Source organism: Polyangiaceae bacterium, from assembly GCA_020633235.1.
Lineage (GTDB): Bacteria > Myxococcota_A > Polyangia > Polyangiales > Polyangiaceae > JACKEA01.
Window position 1 is genome coordinate 734,520 of sequence record JACKEA010000005.1, and the last position, 20,154, is coordinate 754,673.

Below are 20,154 nucleotides of genomic sequence, written 5' to 3' on the forward strand. Positions count from 1 at the left end.
GTGAGAGCTCTCGTTGCCGCCGCGGTCGCGCTGGGCTGCTCCCTCGTCGGAAGTGCGGCACGTGCGGACCTGAACGACGACCTGGCCGCCCTCACCCGCGCGTACGGCGCCGCGGAGAACGTGCGCCACCTCACGCCGCGACTCTACGAGCGCGGCGACGTGCGACCGTTGTTGCTCGACGGCGAAGAGACGGACCCTTCCAGCGAAGGGTGCACCACGGTGGTGGTGCTCGGTAGCCCGACTACCAGCTTCGTGCTCCGCTTCGCGCCCACGGCTCGGGGCCCGGAGTTCGCCGACGGCGAGAACCCCGAGCAGAGCGTCGCCGGAGCGGCGCAGCTGGTTCGCTGCGGGATCCGCAAGTCGATGCTGGGTCGCCTGGTGTTGGAGATGCGCTCACCTCGGGGCGTGCTCGAAACACTGGTGGTGCGCGCGAAGCACCCCGTCGCCGCCCTCACCCGCACCCTGGCCGGGCGCGCCCCCGGCCCGAGCGCGCCCTTCGGCCAGTCCGGCCCGCGCCCCACGGCGCCCCCGCTGGCAGAGCGGGCGCGCGCCACGGAAGCCCGAGAAAAGCGCCAAGGCGCCGCCGCAGTGGATCGCCGCCTGCTGCAAGCCGATCGCAACGGCACCGGCGAAGTGCTCTTGACGCTACCTTCCGGGTGCCACCGCTTCGACGTACTGGGCGTCTCCACTCCCAGCCACGCGCCGCACGGCGTGGACGTGGACGCCGAGCTGGTGTGGCTCGCCAATGGCGAGATCGGCGCGCGGGACCGCACCGAAAGTGCCGACGCGACCCTCGCCTTGTGCAACGGCGAGGCGGCTCCCGCGCGTTTGCGCTTCATCGGATCGCCACCAGGAGCACCCGTAGTGGTGCTGGCGGCACGCTGGCCGCTGCCAGCAGCGCTGCCGGAGTACTGGGGACCCACCGTGCGCGCACGCATGGCGGAAACGCTGCGAGACAACCACGTTCGCAATCTCGCCAGCGCGCCCGTCTACTCCTCCCTCGGCGTCACCGGCGTCACGCTGCTGCCCTTGGAGGTCGAGCCGGGGCGCTGTTACATCGCGGCGCTGGCGGCGCTGCGCGGCACGACTGCGGGTCTCGCGGTCGGCCTCGGCAGCGGCACGACCCGCGGGCAGAATCGCTCCACGGCCGATCAGTCCGACACCAGTGTCTCCTTTTGCGCAGGGAACGAGCGGCGCATCACCTTCGAGGTGGAAGCACGCGGTAGCGGGGTGGCGTGGCTCTTGTCCGCGTGGCCCGCCGGGCGGCTGCCCTTGGGCGAGGTCGCCGAATGAAGCATGCCCTGGCGGTCGTGGCCTCCCTGTGGCTCGCGGGCTGCGGCGGCGCCGGGGGTGGCGCCGCGCCCGCGGCGCCGGGCAGCTTCGGCAAGGCGGAGGGCGGCGTGGACGGCCGGCGCTTCTTGGGGGAGGACGCCGACAAGGCCAAGAAGGCGGGCGCCGCGGACTCGGAGGTCGTCGCCGTGGACGCCGGCGCGCCGGGGGATCGCATCTCCGGTCTCGTCAACGTGCCCGAGAACGACTGCGTGCTGCTCATCGCACGCGCCAGCCAAACCGTCGACGACGTCGACCTGTTCGTGTACGGAGACGACGGCACCGCCTTCGGCTCGGACGAAGCGCCGAACAAGACGCCGTCGCTCTTGGTTTGCCCCCCGCACCCCAAGCGTCTGTTCGCCGTAGCTCGCATCGCTGCGGGGCACGGCATGGTCGCCGTCGGCGCACAGCGCGTCGCTCGGCGCGACGCCGCCGCCGTGGGCAAGGCTCTCGACGCGCGTGGACGTCCCGGCGAGGCCGCGGGTCGCGTCGCCGGGTGGCCGGGGCTGGACGAGAGCATTGCCGATCATCGACGCGCTCTGGGCGGAACCTGGCAGGAGGTGCGGCGCACGGCGTTGCCGGTGGACGCACGCATCCCCTCACGCGTCTCTGCCGTGGTGGACGCCGAGCGCTGTCTGGATCTGCTGGTGCTCCCTTCCGACGAAGTGTCGCACTTGGACATCGCCGTGCTCGACGAGAGTGGGCGCATCGTGGGTCGCGGTGTGGCGTCCGGCCGGGAGCGCTTCGCCGTGGTGTGCTCGCGTACGAAGGAGAACATCACCTTGGAGGTCCGGCCTCAGGCCGGGCGCGGCATCGCGGCCGTGGTGATGGCCCGCAGCAAGACGCCCACCCTCGGCGAGCTGCCGCCCGATGCCATGCAGCTCGAGCTGTCGCCCCTCGGAGATCTGAAGGCGACCTCGAGTCAGCTCGAAGAAACGCTGGCGAATCGAGGCTACGGCAAGGCCAAGACGTTGGCCTCCGGCTCGTTGACCCTGGGGCAGCGCACCAGCAGCAGCGTGACGCTGCCCGCTGGGTGCAATCGGATCGACGTGGTCGGCGGGCGCCCCCTCATCGGCCTCAAGGCTTGGCTGTGGGCAGCCGATGGCGCACTCCTCGCCCGCGGGGAAGACCACCGCCAGGTCACGCTGTTCGCCTGTGGTGGTGGTGGCAGCGGACGCCTCGACGTCGAGCCCCTCACCCGCCCCGGCCCCTACGCTGCGCAGCTCCGCGCAGAAGGCGCCGTCGCGCCGGTGCTGGTCAAGCACCCGCTCGCGGCCAGCCGTTTGCTGGACCGCATGGCTGCGCGGGGCGTGCTCCGACGCGGCAACCAGGCGGGCGCGCCGCAAGAGATGTTGGTAGACGACGCGCACAGACGGGGTATCGACGTATTGGTGCCCATCGGACGTTGCGTGGACGTGGACGCGGCTCTGGGCCCGGGCGCGACGGGGGTCGAGCTTCGCGCGGTGGACTCCGAGAGCGCCGACGAGCTCGAACTGAGCGCGGGCTCGGAGAGCGCCGCACTCAGGATCTGCGCGTTGGATAGCGGACGCACGCTGAAGGCGCGCGTCGAAATCACCGTGGGAGTCGGCAGCACCACCGCCCTCGTCGCCACCCGTATGCTCAGCCCCCGCCCCTGAGCGTCAGCGGCGGAGCGGCAACAGATCTCGGTTCTCCGTTGTGCGTTCCTCGCCGTCAGCGTCCGCCACCGTGAAACGATCGTCCTTCTCGCCCACGATCTTCACCGGTTCCCACGGCCGCGACACCACCTCCGGCCGTAGCAGCGCAAAGCCCCCCTTCTTCGGCCCGGGCTTCGAGGGCGGGTCGGGCACGACTTCGGCGAGAATCACCTTCGTCACGCGCGCGTCGGCTCTCCACTCCACGTAGATCCCGTCGTCTTCGATCTCGCGCACGCGCGCCGAAAACCAGGCCTTGCCGCTCTTGGCGACCACCCGTTCGCGGGGCGAGGCATGCCAGCCGTCGGGCGCTCGCGGGACTCCCGCGGCGCGCGCAGCCTCCGCGAACTCGCGCTCCTCGCGGGAGCGCTCGAACGCTCGCCGAATGTTCAGAACCGTGACCGGCGTTGGATGGATCACGTCCTCTCGTCCCAGCTCGTAGCGCTCACCCCGCGCCGTGCTGACCGTCAGCTTCTCGGCGACGTCGTCGATTCGACAACCGACCCACGCTGACGGCTGGAGCCTGCAGATCGCCAGATCGTCCTTCGACGGCTTGTCCGCCCGAGTCACACGGTACGCATCTCCGTTCGCCACCTGCCGAGTGGCACCGCCATCGAGAGCTTCGACGCGCATTCCGTTCGGCTCGACTTCGAGCACTCGTCCTTCGAAGAACTCCGCCGCCGTCTGCTCGACCACGACATGATCCCCACGCGAGATGCCTCGCCCCGCATCCGGGTCTTGCGCAGGCTCGTGTTCGCAGCGACATCCCACGAGACCCCAGAGCGCGAGGCTCAACACGACGACGCGCTTCGAAACGACGTTCACGGGTCTTCCTTGGTGGCGGCGCGGCGGGCGCGCGCGTCGCGCAGGGCCGAAACGCTACCCCCATTCCGGGGGCTGCGCATCGATCTCACCCCGAGAAGTGCGACCTACCCTGTCACCCTGGCGAGCTCGGCAAGCGTCACAGCTCGCCAGAAATGCCATTAATTTCCATCACTTGTCGGCGCGCGCTGCGTCACATGACTGCAGGGTGGCAAAGTTTCAGGCTTTCGGTTTACCCTCCGTCCGCCTGCGGGGACGAAATGCGCGAATTGCGCGATGTCGAGGCGAAAAACCCGTTCTCCGATTGACGACTAGCAGTACTGCGGAAGAGGAGCACTAGCATGATGGAACAGCTCACCACCATTCGAGCACAGGGTGGAGGCTATGGACCGCCCCCGGGCGGTTACGGCGCACCTGGCGGACCTCCGCCCGGTGGCTATGGTGCACCCCCTGGTGGGATGCCCGGCGCTCCTCCTGGCGCGCCGATGGGCCCCCCTGGTGGTGCTCCGATGGCCCCGCCTGGTGGCATGCCCGCCCCCGGTGGCGGCAACCCGGACCTGAAGAAGCAGACCCAGACCTGGATGATCATCGCGCTGGTCAGCTGGTTCCTTTGCGGCAACGGCTGCTTCGGAATCATCGGTGCGATCCTCGCTTACATGGCGGGCCAGGCCGTGGATCAGGGCAACACGGCGGATGCCGAGAGCAAGCTCAAGTGGGCGAAGATCCTGACCATCGTCGGCGTGGTGCTGACGACGCTCGCGATCATCGCTTACGTGCTCATGATGTTCGTGTTCGGCGCTGCCGGCGCGATGTCCTGACGCTCGAAGGCGCGAAGAACGATACGCGGGGCTCCCACTCTGGGGGCCCCGCGTCTTTTTGTGACCGCGTGCGATCAGTGGGGCGCTGGATTACTCTACGGCCCATGCGCGGCAGTCGGTTCGTGGTGTTGGGCTTCGTTCTCCTGGGTGGCGCCGCGAGCGCCTCCGCATGCGGCGGCGACGACGGGGGCGTTGCCGGCAACGGTGGCTCGGCGGCCAGCGCCGGCACCGGGGGCGGCGGTGGCGCCGCCGCCGACTCCAGCGTGATCGACACCGGCATACCCGACGAGTGCAGCGATCAGAAGCCGTGCGCGACGGGCGTGTGTGTCGCCGGCAAGTGTTGCGAATCCGCGGAACGCGCGTGCGGCTCGCTATGCTGCAACTCTGGGGACGTGTGCCTGTTCCAGCAGTGCATCACGCCCGGAAAGAAGTGTCAGACCGTGGCGGACTGCGCCGACGGCGAGTACTGCGAAACGGCGCTGGGCGATCCCGCACCGGACGGCGGCACCGCAGATGCCGGGGCACAAGACGGCGGCAAGACCTGTACGCAGCCCATCCCCGCAGGCGGTCGCTGCGTTCCGCTGCCGCCGATCTGCGACGCCGATGGCGGCGCCCCGGACGGCGGCAGCTGCATCGAGAACTGCGAGTACCATCCGCCCGTCGGCACCTTGGAAGCGAAGCCCAAGTGGCAATGGGGACTCGAAAACCCGCCCAAGGACTTCCCCGATTTCGCCGACGTGTGGGCGACCCCCACGGTGGGCCGGGTGGTCGATGCGAACTGCGACGGGAAGGTCGACCTGAGCGATCCCCCGAACGTCATCTTCGTCTCCGGCGACGCCAAGAAGACGTGCTGCTCCTGCGGGGGTTTTACCCCATCCACGTGCAAGACGGGCAAGCTGCGGGTGCTCGACGGCGCGAGCGGCAAGGAGCTCTGGTCCTTGGCTGCGGCAAAGACCGGAAACCTCGGCTTCGCCGGCCTCTCCGTGGCGCTCGGTGATATCGATGGTGACCAGCGCGTGGACATCGTCGCCGCGACGGGCGACGGCTACATCGCGGCCATCGACGCCGATGGCAAGGTCATCGGGGTGAGCGACCAGCCCATCGACACCGTGACCGCCGGAACTTTTGGTTGGGGTGGCGGCATCGCCCTCGGCGACATGGACGGCGACGGCTCACCGGAGATCGCCTACGGTCGGAACGTATTTTCCACCAAGGGCGGCAACATCACGCGGCTGTTCGTCGGTGCCGGCGACAACGGCGGCGGCGGCGGCCGGGAGCTGTCGTTTTTCGCCGACGTGGACGACGACGGCAAGCTCGAGCTCGTGGCCGGACGCACCGTGTACGAGATGGACGGCTCGATGCTGTGGAACAAGACGGGGCTGCCTCAGGGCTACAACGCCGTTGCCGACTTCGACGGCGACGGAAAGCCCGACGTGGTGCTGGTGGCCAACGCTCAGGTTTGGATCCTCAAGGGTGCGGATGGCTCGGTGGAGCTCGGCCCGGTGGCGCTGCCCGGCGGCGGCAACGGCGGCCCGCCCACGGTCGCCGACTTCGACGGCGACGGAAAGCCCGAGATCGGCGTCGCGGGTCAGTCGAAGTACTCGATGCTCAAGCCGGACTATGTCGGCTCCACTTTGAAGGTCGTGTGGTCCGCGCCCAATCACGATCTCTCGTCGTCCGTCACGGGCTCCAGCGTGTTCGACTTCGAAGGCGATGGTAAGGCCGAGGTCGTCTACAACGACGAGTGCTTCCTGTGGGTGTACGACGGCCAAACCGGCGCCGTGCGCCTTGCACTCCTGACCACGTCCTTCACGGCGACCGAAGCGTCGCTCGTAGCGGATGTCGACGGTGACGGCCATTCGGAGATCGTGATGGTCTCCAATGGCGCCGATCCCAGCGGAAGCGGCTGGGGCTGCAACGTCGCCCCCTGGAATCAACCGGACGCCGCCAACAATCGACCGGCTTGGGTTCCCCCGACGGGCGCTCCCGCGTACCGCGGCATCACCGTGTTCGGGGACAAGCAAAACTCCTGGGTCGGCACCCGCACCATCTGGAACCAACACGCCTACAGCGTGACCAACGTGTGTGACTCCCGTGACAGCGCCTGCGACCCGCCCAACCTGTACGGCTCCATCCCGGCGAGCATGAAGCAGAACTGGAAGCTCAACTGGCTGAACAACTTCCGCCAGAACGTGCAAGACAAGGGCATCTTCGACGCCCCCGACGTGACCGTGAGCGTGGCGGTCCAGTGCAGCACTCCGGTGAAGGTGCAAGTGTCGGTACGGAACATCGGCTTGGCGGGGCTGCCCGCCGGCGTGAACGTCGGCGTCTTCGCCATGGTCGCTGGGGTGGAGCAGCAGCTCGGAATTGTCGCCACCACCAAGGCGCTGCTCCCGGGTCAGACCGAGGTGCTCTCGTTCTCCGTCCCGGCCGGAAGCGCCGCACCTACAGATCCCTACTTCGCCCGCGTGATCATCGATCCCGCCAACAAGACCTTCAACGAGTGCCGGGACGACAACAACGAGAGCAAGAAGGTCGTGGCCCAGTGCGGGCCAGCTTGAGCCAAAGGTGAAATCGCGCCGCTCGGCGCGCTATAGTTGGCGAGATGCGCGGGCTCCGCTTCCTTCTCGCCTCCGGCCTCGCGTCGTTGGTCCTGTGGCCGGCGTGCACGGCCTTCGACAACGCGGAGGACCTGCTGCCGAAGTCCGACGCCGGCATCGAAGCGGGGGGCAGCGCCGCGAGTGACGGCGGCATCAGCGGAGGCTCCGGCTTTCCGAGCGGAGGCACGGGCAACACCAGCGGCACCGCTGGCACCGCTGGCAGCGGCAACACGGGCGGCAGCGGCAACACCGGCGGCACCGCCGGCACGGGCAACGCGGGCGGCAGCGGCAACACCGGCGGCACGGGCAACACCGGCGGCACCGCCGGCACCGGTAACGCCGGCAACACGGGCGGCAGCGGCAACACCGGCGGCGTCCCCCCGGAGTGCAACGGTCCCGCGGACTGCGCCGACGGCAACCCCTGCACCCAGAACGTGTGCACCAGCGGCTCGTGCCAGAACACCTTCGAGCCCAACGGCACGGATTGCGGCAACAACACCGTGTGCGACGGCGTGGAGACCTGTGACGGCAACGGCAACTGCAAGAGCGGCACGCCGCCACAGGTGAACGACGGCAACGCGTGCACCGTGGATAGCTGCGATCCCGTTACCGGTGTCAAGCACGTGGCCGTGCCGGTGAACGACAACGACGCCTGCACCACGGACGCGTGCAACACCGCCACGGGCGCCATCACCCACACGCCGGTAAACACCGACGACGGCAACGACTGCACGGTGGACAGCTGCGATCCGGCCACCGGCGTAAAGCACACCTCCGTCCCCAACGTGAGCCAGTGCGGATTGTCCTGTCCCGCCAGCTACCACCCCACCGGCTACAACTACAGCTCGAGCTGCGGCTCCTGCTGCAACAACAACCACGCCACCTGCGCCTACAACTGCGGCGCGAGCTTCACCAGCTGTGGCCTCTCCTGCCCCGGCGGCTATCACCCCACGGGCTACAGCTACAGCTCGAGCTGCGGAACCTGCTGCAACGATAACCGCTCCACCTGTGCCAAGAACACTGGATCGAGCTTCACCAGTTGCGGGCTCTCGTGCCCCAGCGGCTACCACCCCACGGGCTACAGCTACAGCTCGAGCTGCGGAACCTGCTGCAACGACAACCGCTCCACCTGCGCCGAGAACACCGGCTCGAGCTTCACGCAGTGTGGGCTCTCGTGCCCCAGCGGCTACACCGCCACGGGCTTCAGCTACAGCTCGAGCTGCGGCACGTGCTGTAGCAACAACCGCGCGACGTGCACCAAGGTGTGACGTTTCCGCGGCGGACCAACAAAAGGAAGACGAACCAGCTGCTGCGAGAGCATGTCGGGGCGGCGCGATACCCGTCGCGCCCCGCAGCGCTACTCGTAGGGGTTCGACTCGAGGCCGCCGGGGGTCGGCGGCGGCTTGGCGGCTCCAGTGACGGCAGGCCGCGGCACGGTCGGCTTCGGCTCGGGCTTCTTGCCGGCGGCCTGAACGCTGCGCACGAAGATGGCCATGTTCTCCTTGGGAACGACCTCTTCTTCGATCTCCGAGCCGTCCGCCATGCTCACGACGAGCTTCACCTTCTGCTCGGAGCGCGGCAGCTCCAGCGTGACGCCGTCCTTGGAGAACTGAATGTCGCTGACGCCGGGGCCGCGGATCTCGGCGATGTCGCGATCCGAGCGCACTTCCACGCGCACGCGGCTCGGCTTGTCCGGGGGCGCCACCGGCGCGCTGCCCCGGGGCGCGCTCGACGTCGGCGTCTCCACGGCGACGATGGGCTTCGGCTTGTCGGTCGAGAGCACGACGGCGATGGCGACGGTGAGCCCGGCCACCACCAAGCCGCCCACGGCAGCGACGCCGATGAGCATGCGGCGGCGCGCGCGGTAGGCGCGGATGTCCTGCTCGCTGAGGGCGGGCACTACCTTCACGCTGTCCAGCGTGAGCGGCGCGCTGGTGCCGGCGGTGGAGCCGGTACCCGTGAGACTCTGGCGCCCGGCGGCCTTGCCCAGACCCGGCCCGGCGCGTGCGCCGGACAGCACCTCCGAGAGCGCCCCGCGGCGCGCCTGCACTTCTTGGCCGCAGAACTCGTGGACCAGACGGCTCACCTCGGTGGGTGACGCGATCTCCCCCGCGGCCTGCCCCCACATGCGAATGGCCTCCGCGAAGGCCAGCGCCGTGGGCCAGCGGCGATCGGGGTTCACTTCCAAGGCGCGCATCACGATCGCCTCGAGCTCCGGCGGAATACTGGGGTCCTCGCTGGAGGGCTTTCGGTAGTTGCCTTCGGTGATGGCGAGCAGCACCTGACCGTCGCTGTCCGCGTCGAACAGCCGGGCGCCGGTCAAGATCTCCCAGGCCACGATGCCCATGGCGAACACGTCCACGCGACGATCCAACGCTCCACCGCGGGCCTGCTCCGGCGCCATGTAACGGAACTTGCCTTTGGCGAGGCCCGTGGCCGTGTTCACCGTGCGTTCGGCGGCCTTGGCGATGCCGAAGTCCGTGAGGCGCACGGAGCCATCCACGCCCAAGAGGATGTTGTGCGGCGTGGCGTCGCGGTGCACGACGCCGAGGGGCCGACCGTCGAGGTTGGTCTGCTCGTGGGCGGCGTGCAGGCCCGACAAGGCGTCCACCAAGATGCGGAGCGCCGCGGGTCGGCCGATGCGCTCGCGACGCTTGCGCGCTCCGCGCATCACTGCGGCCAGGCTCGCGCCCTCCACGTAATCCATCACCAGCAGGTGCTCGCCGTCGGCCTCGTGGACGTCGTGCACGTTCACGACGTTGGGGTGGCGAATCAGCGACGCGATGCGCGCCTCGTCCATGAAGGACGCCGCCAGCTCGGGCACCTTGCCCACGTGGGGGTGCATGCGCTTGATGGCCACCAGGCGCTGAAAGCCCGCGGCGCCGCGCTGCCGACCGATGTACACCGTGGCCATGCCGCCGGAGGCCAGCTCCAGCAGGAGCTCGTAGCGGCCGATCTGTTCGGCGCTCGGCGGCGGTCGCTCTTCCACCGCGCCCAGGGCGAAGGGCGACTCCACCGCCGTGGGGGACGAGCTCGGATCCTGCGCGCGGGTGAGCTCGATGTCCGAGAGGCTCACCTCGTCCAGGAAGCGATCGTCCCGCGTCACCTCAGAACCGCCCCTGCAGCGTGGCAAAGCCCGGGCCCACGCCCACGGCGAGGTCGGTGTCCTTCTTCTTGTGCTCTCCGAAGCGGGTGAAGAACACGCCCACCGCCCCGGTGGCCACACCCACCACGGCCGTCGCGCCCAACAGCACGTTGGTGCGGCTCTGCTTGGCGCGGCCGTCGTCCAGGCCGGCCTGGGTGGGGTTTGCGTCGTAGTCGCTGCGGGCCTTGTTGGTGTCGAGACCGCTCCACACGGTGATGCCCCCGAGCACCGCGGTGGTCGCGATCCCGGCGTAGAACCAACCCGGCGGCAGCGGCTTTTCCTTGGTCTTGGGACCGGTGTCACGGCCCGGATCTTCCGTCGCGGGCTCGGCCTCGATGACAGCGGGCTCTGCTGCCTTCGGCTTCGGCTTCTCGAGCACCACACGGCCGAGGCTCCCCGCCACCACGTTGATCTCGCGCCGCACGGTCTCGCCGTCGAAATTCCCGGTCACCACGTGATCCCCGGGATTCACGAAGGTCTCGTCGAGCTCCACCGCCTTGCCGTCGATCTCGAGCTGGTCTCCATCCACCGACTCGACGGTGATGCGCCCGAGCTTGGGCCGGAGATCCGCGAGCAGCGCGTTCGCCTTCGAGCGGCGCTTGTCCTTGGCCGGAGCATCCCGCAGGTAGCGCGCGCACAGATTCGCGGCGCGCACCAGATTGCCGGCCTTCTCGTGAGCCTGGGCCGCGTTGAACAGGGGTGCTGGATGCGGCGCGATGGAATTGGCTTCCTCGAACGCTTGCGCCGCTTTCTCGTAGTCGTGGGCGCGAAAGGCCTTCTCACCTTCCTTGAACTTCTTGGCCGCGGCCTTCTTGGTGGCGGCGTCGATCTCCGCGTCCGCCGCCCGGGCAACGGTCGGCACGCAGGTGGGCCCGAACACTCCCACCGCAGCCACCAGCAGCACCCAACGCCGAATCATGCGCGTCCATCGTACCGCTAGCGGGACGAGGCAGCCACATGCGCCAAGAGCTCCCGGAGCACGGCGTTGAATTCCGCCGGATGGGTCAGGTTCACGACGTGGCCTCCGCCTTGGATTTCCGTCAACTGGGCCCCCGGAATGCGGCTGGCCAGCGCCCGGGACGGCGCGAGAGAGGCGCTGTCGGCCCCGCCCACGACCACCCGCGTGGGCAGCGCCAGGGAGCCGAGATCGAGCTCCTCGGGAGCCGGAAGCTTGGCGATGACCCGCCGCAGGATCGCGGACAGGGCGTGGGGCGCGTGCTCCAGGAAGCCCTGGCGAATGAGCGCCCCCTGCGTCGGGTTGAAGCGCGCCGCCTGCCCCCAGGCGTAGCGATCCCCGGCGACCTCGAGGCCTTCCGACTCGATGGTCTCGGCGAAACCCAGGGCCCACTCGACCTGCACGGGATCGCGATGGGAGCGGGGGCACGCCGCCAGCAGCAGCCCGGCGAGGCGTCCGGGATGCGAGAGCGCGTACGAGAGCGCCACCGCGGAGCCCATGCTGAGCCCACCGAGGACGACGGGATCGGAGCAGCCGTCGACGACGCTGGCGACGTCCTCCACGAAGCGCTCGAGCTCATAGGCCTCGGGCTCGACGGGCGCTTCGCTCCGGGCATGACCGCGCGCATCGAAGGCGACCACCTGCGCCGCACCCTTGAGGTCCCGGGCGGAGAGCCGCCAGTTGCGCGCACTACCCCCGAAGCCGTGGCACAGAACGACGCTGGGGCCGCTGTCTCCGTAGCGCTCCACGTGGAGCTTCACAGAGCGGCCTCGTACAGCTCCTTCACCTGCTCGGCGCTCGGGTACTTCGGCGTGGTGGTCATCAGCAGATCCGCGAGGGCGTCGTCGACCAGCGTGGGCAGCAGCTCTCGGGTGACGCCCAATTCCGCCACGGACTTGTCGGTACCCACCTGCGCGCTCAGCGCCTGGACAGCGTCGATGGCCCGGCCGGCGTTGTCTGCGTCGCTCTTGCCGAGCTCCGCCGCCCCCAGAGCGATGGCCACCTCGGCGTACTTTCGCTCGCACACGTCGCGGTTGAAGCGCATCACGTGGGGCAATAGCGCCGCGAGCGTCTGGCCGTGAGCGGCGTCCAGCCGCGCGGAGATCGGGTGACCCATGGCGTGACAGATGCCGAGGCCGGCGCTGGAAAACGCGATCCCCGCCAGGTGCGCGGCCACCAGCATCTGCGAGCGCGCCTCGAGATCCTTGCCGGCGTCCACGGCCACCGGCAGGTACGACGCCACCATCGCGATGGCCCTGAGCGCGATCCCTTCGGAAAAGGGATTGCTGCGACTGCTGGTGAACGCCTCGATGGCGTGCACCAGCGCATCCATGCCGCTCTGGGCGGTCACGCTCTTGGGCAAGCCGAGGGTGAGCTCGGGGTCGAGCACCACCAGGGCCGGAAGCACGCTCTGATGCGCCACCAGCACCTTGCGACCGATCTCCGGATCCGTGACCACGCCGAACATGTTGGTCTCGGAGCCCGTGCCCGCGGTGGTGGGCACGCAGATGACCGTGGCCCCCGGCTGTTCCGGTTTGCAGCCGAAGGGGAAGTCCCGCACCGTGCCTTCGTTGGGACCCAGGAGCGCGATGGCCTTGGCTGCGTCGATGCACGAGCCTCCGCCCAGCGAGATCACGGCAGCGCCCTCGAGCTTGCGCAGCGCCCGAGCCCCCTCCTCCACCGTTGGCGCCCGGGGATTGGGCTCGACCTTGGCGAACACGTCCGCGCTCACCCCGCCCGCTTCCAGAGCGCCGCGGACCCGCTCCACGATGCCGGCCTTCTCGAGCCCCGCGTCGGTCACCAGCAGGGCTCTCTCGAAGCCCAGGCTCTTGACTCGGCGGCCGAGCTTGCCGACAGCGCCAGCTCCGAAGGTGGCCCGGGGAATGGTCTGAATCTCGAATCCGGTTTCCGCAATCATTTTCGCCGTGCGACGGTAGCCAAGGCGGGCGCCGTGGTCGAGGCTCTTGACCGCACTCGCCGTAGTTCCTATTCCCTGCCCTCCACGATGGCAGAGACCGGCCTGAATCGCGCACAGCACGAAGCCGTGAAAACGCTGTCGGGCCCGCTTCTGGTGCTGGCGGGCGCGGGCACGGGCAAGACCCGCGTGATCACCTACCGCATCGCGGAGCTGATCCGGAATCGCGTGCGAGCGGACCGCATCTTGGCGGTGACCTTCACCAACAAGGCCGCTCGCGAGATGAAGGAACGCGCTCTGACGTTGCTCGGCAAGCGGCGTGGCAAGAAGCAGCCCACTCCGGAGATTTCCACGTTCCACTCGCTGTGCGTGCGGATCTTGCGGCGCCACGCCACGGAGCTCGGCTACCCGCCGCAGTTCTCCATCTACGATCGCTCGGATCAGGAAAGCATCGCGCGCCAAGCCCTGCGGGACATCCGCGTGGGCCACGAGAAGCTCCGCCCGGGGGACATGCTGCACCTGGTGGGGGGCTGGAAGAGCCAGTCCATCCGACCGCCGGAAGCCCTCGAGCTGGCCAAGACGGACAAGGAGCAGCTCGCAGCCCTGGCCTACGAGAAATACGACGCCGCCGTGCGCGCCTGTGGCGCCATGGACTTCGACGACCTGCTGCTCAAGACCGAGGAGCTCTTCGATCGCTTCCCGGAGGTGCGCTTCGCCGAGGCCACCCGCTTCGATCACCTGCTCATCGACGAGTACCAGGACACCAACGGCCTACAGTACCGCATCGTCAAGGCGCTAGCGGAGCGCCACCGGAACCTGTGCGTGGTGGGCGACGACGATCAGTCCATCTACGGCTGGCGTGGCGCCGAGGTGACCCACATCCTGAGCTTCTCGCGGGACTGGCCGGACGCGAAGGTGGTCCGTTTGGAGGACAACTACCGCTCCCGCTCCCCCATCATCGAGCTCGCCAACACGCTCATCGTCCACAACGCCCAGCGCCACGACAAGAGCTTGCGGGCGTATCGGGGGGACGGCGAGCCGCCGCGCTTCGTGCGCTTCGAGGACGAGACCAAGGAAGCCGAGTCCATCGTCCGCGAGATCAAGCAGCGCATCGACAGTGACAACCCAGAGCGAGTCTCGCCCAGCGACATCGCCATCTTGTTCCGCACCAACGAGCAGCCCCGCGCGTTCGAGATGGAGCTCCGGCGGGAGGGCGTGCCCTACCAGCTGGTGGGGGGCCAGAGCTTCTACGACCGCAAGGAGATCCGCGACATCTTGAGCTACCTGCGCGTGCTGGCGAACCCGTCGGACGAGGTCAGCCTGCTGCGCATCATCAACACGCCGCCGCGGGGCATCGGTGCCAGCAGCGTGCAGGCAGTGCTGGACGTGGCCGTCTCTCGGGGGGAGCCGCTGTGGAACGTGCTGCCGGACGCGCTCTCCGACGGCAGCATCGCGGACCACGTGGCGACGCGCATCGACACCTTCCGGGCCCTCATCGATGGCTACCGCGCTCGCCTCGGCGAGGAACCCTTGGCGGACATCGTGCGCGACCTGATCCAGACCATCGACTACAAATCCGAGCTCGAGCGCGCGTACAAGAACCCGGGGGACGTGGAGTCACGCTGGGCGTCCATCGAAGAGCTGGTGAACGCCGTGGCCCTGTACGAGCAGCGCACGGAAATGCCCTCGCTCCTGGGTTTTCTGGAGGAATCCACCCTCGGGGGTCGGGACGATCAGCGGGACGCAGAGAAGGACAAGCGTCAGCTGCACGCCATCACCCTGATGACGCTGCACAGCGCCAAGGGCCTCGAGTTCCCGCACGTGTACATGGTCGGCATGGAAGAGGGCCTCCTGCCGCACAAGCGCTCCGTGACGGACGGCTCGCGCCACATCGACGAAGAACGTCGCCTCTGCTACGTGGGCGTCACCCGCGCGCAGGACTCGCTCACCCTCACGCTGTGCAAGGCGCGCATGAAGTGGGGCAAGCTCCGCCCGCAGATCCCGAGCCGTTTCCTGATGGAAATGCGCGGCGACACCGAGCGCGCTCGACACGCCGCCGAAGCTTCCGAGAAGCACTTCCGCGAAGAAGCCGAAGCCGCGGAGCGCGCCGAGCAAGAGAAGAAGAAGCCGAAGCGCCGCCGCGCAGCCTCGCGAGCGGCGGGGTGAGCGCGCTGCGCCACGCCTTCGTCGCCCTGGCCTGGCTCCTCAGCTATCGGCTAGTCGCGGACTACGGCGTGCACCTATTGCCGCTGTCCGTCGCGCGCCACCTCACGCTGCCGGAGTACCTCGCCCTCGTCGCCGTCGTCGTCACCGCCGCAGGCGTGGGCGCCTGCTTCTTGGCGGTGGACGAGCCCCGCCGCGTGCTCGGCCTCGGTAGCTGGCGAGCCTCGGATCTCGGGCGCGCGCTGTTGTGGGCCACGCCGGTGTTCGTGATCGCGAGCGGCGTCGCCATCGCCGTGGCCTTGCCCACCCTGCTCGACGAGCTGGCACACGCCGGTCGCCAAGCGGTGCAGCAGCAGACGGGGGAGTTCGGTCGTTCCGTCGCCCAGGCCCCGGTGCTGGTCGCCGTCGGTTGGGGCGTCGTGCTCTCCCCCATCGCAGAAGAGCTCTTGTTCCGCGGTGCGCTGTGGTCGCTGTTCCAGCGGGGTGCCGAGCGCTTCGCGCGGCTCGACGGCGAGCCCAGCTCCGCCGCGTTGCCCAGCGGCGTCATCACCCAGAGCCCGACGCTGGCCGCGCTGAAGGCCACGCGCGGCTTCTTGGTCCAGGGTGGCGCCGCCACGCTGGTGAGCGCCGCGGTGTTCGCCGCCATGCACGCCGACACGCCCGGCGGCCTCGGCATCGTGCGTGTGATGAGCGCCTTCGGCCTCGGCATCGGCACGGGGCTCGTGCGCATGCGCTCCGGTGCGCTGTGGGCGCCCATTGCGCTGCACATGGCGTTCAATCTCGCGAGCCTCGCCACCACCCGCCGCTGGGTCGTCAGCGCCGCGCTGCCGATCAAGTACGGCATTCCCACGGCCTTGATGATCGCCGCTGGCGTGTGCCTGGTCGTGCTCGTCGGCCTGCGCCTGGCCCGCAAATGAGGGCCGTCTTCTCTTGTTGGTGCGCCGCGGCCACCACGCTGCTCGCCGCCGGGTGCGAGAAATCGACGGAGAAGGCCGCGCCCGAAGCGCCGCACAGCGTCGCGCCGGCGCGCGGCGACGCGACCCCGCCGGCGCCAGTGCGCAGCGCCGTTTCCGCGGCGCACCAACATCAAGAAGCCTCGCCCATTCCCCAAGCTGCGCGGCAGCTCGTGGTCGCGCTGACGGACGGCTGGGACGACAGCTCGGCGACGCTCTTTCGCTTCGCGCGCACGGGCGGCGAATGGCAGGCGGTGGGCGAGAGCTTCGCCGCGGTGACGGGGCGGTCCGGGCTCGCTTGGGGCCGCGGCCTGCACGGCGACGGCGCGCCGCGGGGGCGTCCCGGCCCGGTCAAGGCGGAGGGCGACGGGCGCGCGGTGGCCGGCGTGTTCGCCCTGGGTCCGGCCTACGGCTACGCTTCCAAGCCGCCCGCGGGCGCGCGCATGCGCTACGTCCAGAGCTCGGCGAGCCTCCGCTGCGTGGACGACGCGAGCTCCGCGCACTACGCGAAGATCGTCGACGCCTCCCAGAGGGACTGGCGCAGCGCCGAGCACATGCGGCGCGACGACGATCTGTATCGGTTGCTGGTGGTGGTGCAGCACAACACCGCCGAGAGGCCCGGCGCGGGCAGCTGTATCTTCCTGCACGTCTGGAGCCGCCCGGACAGCACCACCAGCGGCTGCACCGCGATGCCGCTGGAACGCGTGACCGAGCTCGTGCGTTGGCTCGAGCCAGAAGGCGCGCTCCTCGTCGCGCTGCCCGACAGCGAGTACGCCGCCCTTGCCTCGCCCTGGCAGCTGCCGGCGCTGAGACGATGACGTCACCCGTGCGGGATCGATTCGATCCGAAGCGTCGCCGCTGCCGAGGGCGTAGCTTAGGGCGTTTCCACTTCCAGCCCCTCGATGTTGGCGAAGTCCGATGCATTGCGGGTCAGCAACGTCGCGTTCCGGGCAAGGGCGGTGACTCCAATGGCGATGTCGTTCGCCCGCTGGCGAGGTGAGCCGGCTCGCCGGAACGTTTCCGCTGCCCGCGTCGCGAGCTCATCGTCCAGCGGAACGATGCCGTCTTCGTCCATGATGAAGCGCGCCAGCGCGAGTTGCTCGGGGTTCCGCGGCCCGCGGGCATACTCGTACCAAGCGACCGCGCTCATCCCAACTCCGCATCGTTTCCCTCGGTTAGCTCGATGAGCTTCTGAAGCGCCTCGACCCGCTGCTTGCGACGGGCCTCGGGAACGCCGGTCGAGCGATCGCGAAGCTGCACCACGGCGCGACGGATCGCCTCCGACACGGACCAACCGTGCTGTCGCGAGAGCTGTTCGAGCGCCTCGCGGCTCTCCGCTCACCCCGCGGCGGCTCGCTGCTGGAGCTCAGCCGATGAGGCCCATGCGGCGGATCACGACGTCGATGACGATGCCCACGACGTAGAGCAGCCCGAAGCGCCGCGTGTGGATGAAGGCGAAGGCCACGAACCACAGCGGCCACACGCCCTTCGGCAGCTCCGGCGGCGGCTTCGCGGGCCGCGGGTGGCGGTAGGCCTTGAACGAAAGGTGCAACAGCGGAACCGCGCCGAAGACGACCAACAGCACCGGCGAGAAGTAGCCGCTCGCGATCAGGGCGACGACGAACAGGTACTGCCCCACGAACATGCCGAGGGTGACCCACCGCGAGGTCTTCTCGCCGAGCAGCACCGGCAGCGTGCGGATCTTCTTGCCGCTGTCGGCTTCCAGCTTGTCGATGTGCTTTCCGAACAGCACCGCCGTGGAGCCGAGGGCAAACGGAAAGCTGGCGAGGGCCACGTTCCAGTCGAAGCGACCGGTGATCACGTAGTAGCTGCCGCCCACCATCAAGGGGCCCCACACCAGGAGCACCGCCGGCTCTCCCATGCCGATGTATTTCAGCGGCCAGGTGTAGAACAAGACGAAGAAGGCGCCGATGGCGAGCAGCGTGAGGGTAGCGTTGCCCCGCTGCCAGACGAGGTAGCCGCCCGCGGCGAGGGCCAGACCGCCGGTGACCACCGCGTAGCGGATCAGCTGCCGCGGCGTCATCAGCCCGTGCTCCAGCGGCTGGGGTCCGTATTGGCTCCGGAAGTAGTTGCCCTTGTCCACGCCCTTGGCGTGATCGGTGAGGTCGTTCACCAGGTTGTTCGTGGCATGCGCCAGGGTGAGCCCCAGCGTGGTCATGGCGAACAGCACGGCGTCGAAACGGCCGTCGCGATACGCCAGCAGGCCGGCGATCACCGCGGAGATCACCGTCATCACGAGCACCGCGGAGCGGGTCGCGATCAGCCAGCGGGAGACGACGTCGAGCTCGTCCCATTCCTGCTTGCTGACGCGCGGAATCACGCGCAGCGCCCGGCCCCACATGGCAACGTTCACGACCGTACTCGCTTTCCGCTCACCCGCGGCACGGTGCCTCAAAATGCCGGCACAAGACAAGCTGCGGCGGATTGTCCCTGCCCGAGCGCGCGTGGCCGCGCTAGCCTCGGAGGATGGGCAAGCTCGGGGCCGGCGGCATCCTTCTCGTGAGCGCCATCGTGCTCGCGGGCTGCGCCACCAGCTCCGACTTGGCCGAGGAAGGCTACGTCGGAGGCGGAACCTCCGGTGGGTCCGGCGGTGGGCAGAGCGGCGGTACGGGGGGTAGCAGCGGCGGCGCGGCGGGCGCAGGGGCGAGCGGCGGCTTTGGCGGCGGCGGCACGGGAGGCCTTGCTGGCAGCGGCGGCAGCGGCGGCCTGCCCCCGGGCTGCGCGGACCCGATGGATGATTGCGACGGCACGCCCGGCTGCGAGCTGGACCACTCGGCCAGCGCCAACAGCTGCGCTTCGGCCCAGAAGCTGGGCTCCCACTGCGGCGACGTCGCGTGCAACGTGCTCTCCTGCAGCCCCACCAACTGGAGTGCCTTCAAGTCCGCCCAGGGCAACACCAGCAAGTGGTTCGTGGCCCACTCCGACGAGTGCTCGAACTGCTGCGCCGACGTGGAAGCCCGCATCCATCTCGATGTGCCCCCGGGCATCAACTACGACCTCTATCTGTGGAGCTCCTGCGGCGCGATGATCGACGCGTCCACCCAGCCCGCCGGGCAGAGCGAAGCCCTCACCACCTTCACGGGGGACGACTGCTTCGGCAGTGACGACAGCTTCGACTACACCATCGAGGTTCGCTACGTCTCCGGCAGCTCCTGCGATTCCTGGACGCTCACCGTGGACGGCTCGGACTGCTGAATCAGAGTTGTTCGAGCTCGGCGTCGATTTCGTCGTCCAGGCGATCGCGCTTGGACTTCGCGGACTTCTTCGGCGGCTTCTTCTCGGACTCCTTCTGACGCCGCTTCCAGCGGACGAGCATGAAGGCAGCGCCCACGCCAGCGGCGCCCATCAACACCGTGAGCCACACCGCCAGGCTCTTGAGCGGGCTGTCCGGCGGAACGGCGCGGATGCGCTCGCCGTAACGGGAGACGATGTCCGCCTCGATGGCGTCCGCGGATTCTCCGGCCTTCAAGCGACGGCGGATCTCGCGACGTAGGTCGTTGGCGATCTCGGAGCCGTGAATGTCGATCGTCTGCGTCCAGCAGCAGGGCGCGAGCAAGCGGCCTTCCAGGGCCTCGGCTCCCTCGACGTAGCCCTCGGGGGCGGCGGCGGACGGCGCGGGGGGCGCCTCTGGATCGTCCTGTCCGAAGGCAGCGGCGGGGAGCAGTAGAGCGGCGATGGCCAGGGCCAACGCCAGAGCACGCGGGAGTTTTCGGGACATGTCGAGGTGGAGGGAGCTTGCCATGAGTCGAAGGGCCTGGCC

At 69.2% G+C, this 20,154-nt stretch carries 18 protein-coding genes; 9 read left to right on the plus strand and 9 right to left on the minus strand.

Annotation, left to right across the window (positions count from 1 at the left end; all coding sequences use genetic code 11):
* Positions 1 to 1,293, plus strand: a complete 1,293-nt coding sequence (locus H6717_29150) for a hypothetical protein (protein MCB9581131.1) — start codon at positions 1 to 3, stop codon at positions 1,291 to 1,293.
* Positions 1,290 to 2,966, plus strand: coding sequence for a hypothetical protein (locus tag H6717_29155; GenBank protein MCB9581132.1), 1,677 nt, complete (start codon positions 1,290 to 1,292; stop codon positions 2,964 to 2,966). Before H6717_29150 ends, H6717_29155 begins: the two co-directional genes overlap by 4 nt.
* Positions 2,967 to 2,969: 3 nt before the next feature.
* On the opposite strand, the gene H6717_29160 is transcribed toward H6717_29155, so the two are convergent.
* Positions 2,970 to 3,827, minus strand: a complete 858-nt coding sequence (locus tag H6717_29160) for a hypothetical protein (protein MCB9581133.1) — start codon at positions 3,825 to 3,827, stop codon at positions 2,970 to 2,972.
* Positions 3,828 to 4,165: 338 nt separating this feature from the next.
* Here H6717_29160 and H6717_29165 point away from each other — a divergent pair, with 338 nt between their 5' ends.
* The 3 genes from H6717_29165 (at position 4,166) to H6717_29175 (ending at position 8,510) form a co-directional block, all read left to right on the plus strand.
* On the plus strand, positions 4,166 to 4,642 hold the full coding sequence (locus H6717_29165) for a hypothetical protein (GenBank protein ID MCB9581134.1): 477 nt from the start codon (positions 4,166 to 4,168) through the stop codon (positions 4,640 to 4,642).
* Between the two features lie 104 nt (positions 4,643 to 4,746).
* Positions 4,747 to 7,203, plus strand: a complete 2,457-nt coding sequence (locus tag H6717_29170; GenBank protein MCB9581135.1) for a VCBS repeat-containing protein — start codon at positions 4,747 to 4,749, stop codon at positions 7,201 to 7,203.
* A 44-nt stretch (positions 7,204 to 7,247) separates the two neighbouring features.
* Positions 7,248 to 8,510: a hypothetical protein gene (locus tag H6717_29175; protein MCB9581136.1), complete on the plus strand. Its 1,263-nt coding sequence runs from the start codon at positions 7,248 to 7,250 to the stop codon at positions 8,508 to 8,510.
* Positions 8,511 to 8,599: 89 nt separating this feature from the next.
* Here the strand turns inward: H6717_29175 and H6717_29180 are convergent, their stop codons facing one another.
* From H6717_29180 to H6717_29195, 4 genes are read right to left on the minus strand one after another with little or no spacing between them, the layout of a single operon-like run.
* Positions 8,600 to 10,348: a serine/threonine protein kinase gene (locus H6717_29180; GenBank protein ID MCB9581137.1), complete on the minus strand. Its 1,749-nt coding sequence runs from the start codon at positions 10,346 to 10,348 to the stop codon at positions 8,600 to 8,602.
* Between the two features lies 1 nt (position 10,349).
* Complete coding sequence (locus H6717_29185) at positions 10,350 to 11,306, minus strand: tetratricopeptide repeat protein (GenBank protein MCB9581138.1); 957 nt, start codon at positions 11,304 to 11,306, stop codon at positions 10,350 to 10,352.
* Between the two features lie 17 nt (positions 11,307 to 11,323).
* Complete coding sequence (locus H6717_29190; GenBank protein MCB9581139.1) at positions 11,324 to 12,103, minus strand: alpha/beta fold hydrolase; 780 nt, start codon at positions 12,101 to 12,103, stop codon at positions 11,324 to 11,326.
* Complete coding sequence (locus tag H6717_29195) at positions 12,100 to 13,260, minus strand: iron-containing alcohol dehydrogenase (GenBank protein ID MCB9581140.1); 1,161 nt, start codon at positions 13,258 to 13,260, stop codon at positions 12,100 to 12,102. Before H6717_29195 ends, H6717_29190 begins: the two co-directional genes overlap by 4 nt.
* A gap of 87 nt (positions 13,261 to 13,347) precedes the next feature.
* On the opposite strand from H6717_29195, the gene H6717_29200 reads away from it, so the two are divergent.
* Genes H6717_29200 through H6717_29210 form a run of 3 tightly spaced genes read left to right on the plus strand, consistent with a single transcriptional unit; the run spans position 13,348 to position 17,191 of the window.
* Positions 13,348 to 15,423, plus strand: a complete 2,076-nt coding sequence (locus H6717_29200; protein MCB9581141.1) for a UvrD-helicase domain-containing protein — start codon at positions 13,348 to 13,350, stop codon at positions 15,421 to 15,423.
* A complete protein-coding gene (locus tag H6717_29205) occupies positions 15,420 to 16,337 on the plus strand; it encodes a CPBP family intramembrane metalloprotease (protein ID MCB9581142.1) in 918 nt (305 codons plus the stop codon). Before H6717_29200 ends, H6717_29205 begins: the two co-directional genes overlap by 4 nt.
* Entirely contained in the window at positions 16,334 to 17,191 is an 858-nt protein-coding gene (locus H6717_29210) for a hypothetical protein (protein ID MCB9581143.1), read from the plus strand. The genes H6717_29205 and H6717_29210 overlap by 4 nt, the downstream gene beginning before the upstream one ends.
* A 56-nt stretch (positions 17,192 to 17,247) precedes the next feature.
* On the opposite strand, the gene H6717_29215 is transcribed toward H6717_29210, so the two are convergent.
* From H6717_29215 to H6717_29225, 3 genes are all read right to left on the minus strand, one after another.
* Positions 17,248 to 17,523: a type II toxin-antitoxin system VapC family toxin gene (locus tag H6717_29215; protein ID MCB9581144.1), complete on the minus strand. Its 276-nt coding sequence runs from the start codon at positions 17,521 to 17,523 to the stop codon at positions 17,248 to 17,250.
* Positions 17,520 to 17,660: a hypothetical protein gene (locus H6717_29220; protein MCB9581145.1), complete on the minus strand. Its 141-nt coding sequence runs from the start codon at positions 17,658 to 17,660 to the stop codon at positions 17,520 to 17,522. Before H6717_29220 ends, H6717_29215 begins: the two co-directional genes overlap by 4 nt.
* Before the next feature lie 79 nt (positions 17,661 to 17,739).
* The gene (locus tag H6717_29225) at positions 17,740 to 18,735 is read right to left on the minus strand and encodes a prenyltransferase (GenBank protein ID MCB9581146.1); all 996 of its coding nucleotides are present in this window, start codon (positions 18,733 to 18,735) and stop codon (positions 17,740 to 17,742) included.
* 125 nt (positions 18,736 to 18,860) lie between these two features.
* On the opposite strand from H6717_29225, the gene H6717_29230 reads away from it, so the two are divergent.
* Entirely contained in the window at positions 18,861 to 19,589 is a 729-nt protein-coding gene (locus H6717_29230; protein ID MCB9581147.1) for a hypothetical protein, read from the plus strand.
* A gap of 1 nt (position 19,590) precedes the next feature.
* Here the strand turns inward: H6717_29230 and H6717_29235 are convergent, their stop codons facing one another.
* A complete protein-coding gene (locus tag H6717_29235; protein ID MCB9581148.1) occupies positions 19,591 to 20,136 on the minus strand; it encodes a cytochrome c-type biogenesis protein CcmH in 546 nt (181 codons plus the stop codon).
* Positions 20,137 to 20,154 lie beyond the last annotated feature (18 nt).

Coding starts and splice junctions, on each gene's coding strand:
- H6717_29210 (MCB9581143.1), top strand. CDS start 16,334: ATGAGGGCCGTCTTCTCTTGTTGGTGCGCCGCGGCCACCACGCTGCTC.
- H6717_29170 (MCB9581135.1), top strand. CDS start 4,747: ATGCGCGGCAGTCGGTTCGTGGTGTTGGGCTTCGTTCTCCTGGGTGGC.
- H6717_29200 (MCB9581141.1), top strand. CDS start 13,348: ATGGCAGAGACCGGCCTGAATCGCGCACAGCACGAAGCCGTGAAAACG.
- H6717_29215 (MCB9581144.1), bottom strand. CDS start 17,523: ATGAGCGCGGTCGCTTGGTACGAGTATGCCCGCGGGCCGCGGAACCCC.
- H6717_29225 (MCB9581146.1), bottom strand. CDS start 18,735: ATGTGGGGCCGGGCGCTGCGCGTGATTCCGCGCGTCAGCAAGCAGGAA.
- H6717_29185 (MCB9581138.1), bottom strand. CDS start 11,306: ATGATTCGGCGTTGGGTGCTGCTGGTGGCTGCGGTGGGAGTGTTCGGG.
- H6717_29230 (MCB9581147.1), top strand. CDS start 18,861: ATGGGCAAGCTCGGGGCCGGCGGCATCCTTCTCGTGAGCGCCATCGTG.
- H6717_29175 (MCB9581136.1), top strand. CDS start 7,248: ATGCGCGGGCTCCGCTTCCTTCTCGCCTCCGGCCTCGCGTCGTTGGTC.
- H6717_29235 (MCB9581148.1), bottom strand. CDS start 20,136: ATGGCAAGCTCCCTCCACCTCGACATGTCCCGAAAACTCCCGCGTGCT.
- H6717_29155 (MCB9581132.1), top strand. CDS start 1,290: ATGAAGCATGCCCTGGCGGTCGTGGCCTCCCTGTGGCTCGCGGGCTGC.
- H6717_29195 (MCB9581140.1), bottom strand. CDS start 13,260: ATGATTGCGGAAACCGGATTCGAGATTCAGACCATTCCCCGGGCCACC.
- H6717_29165 (MCB9581134.1), top strand. CDS start 4,166: ATGATGGAACAGCTCACCACCATTCGAGCACAGGGTGGAGGCTATGGA.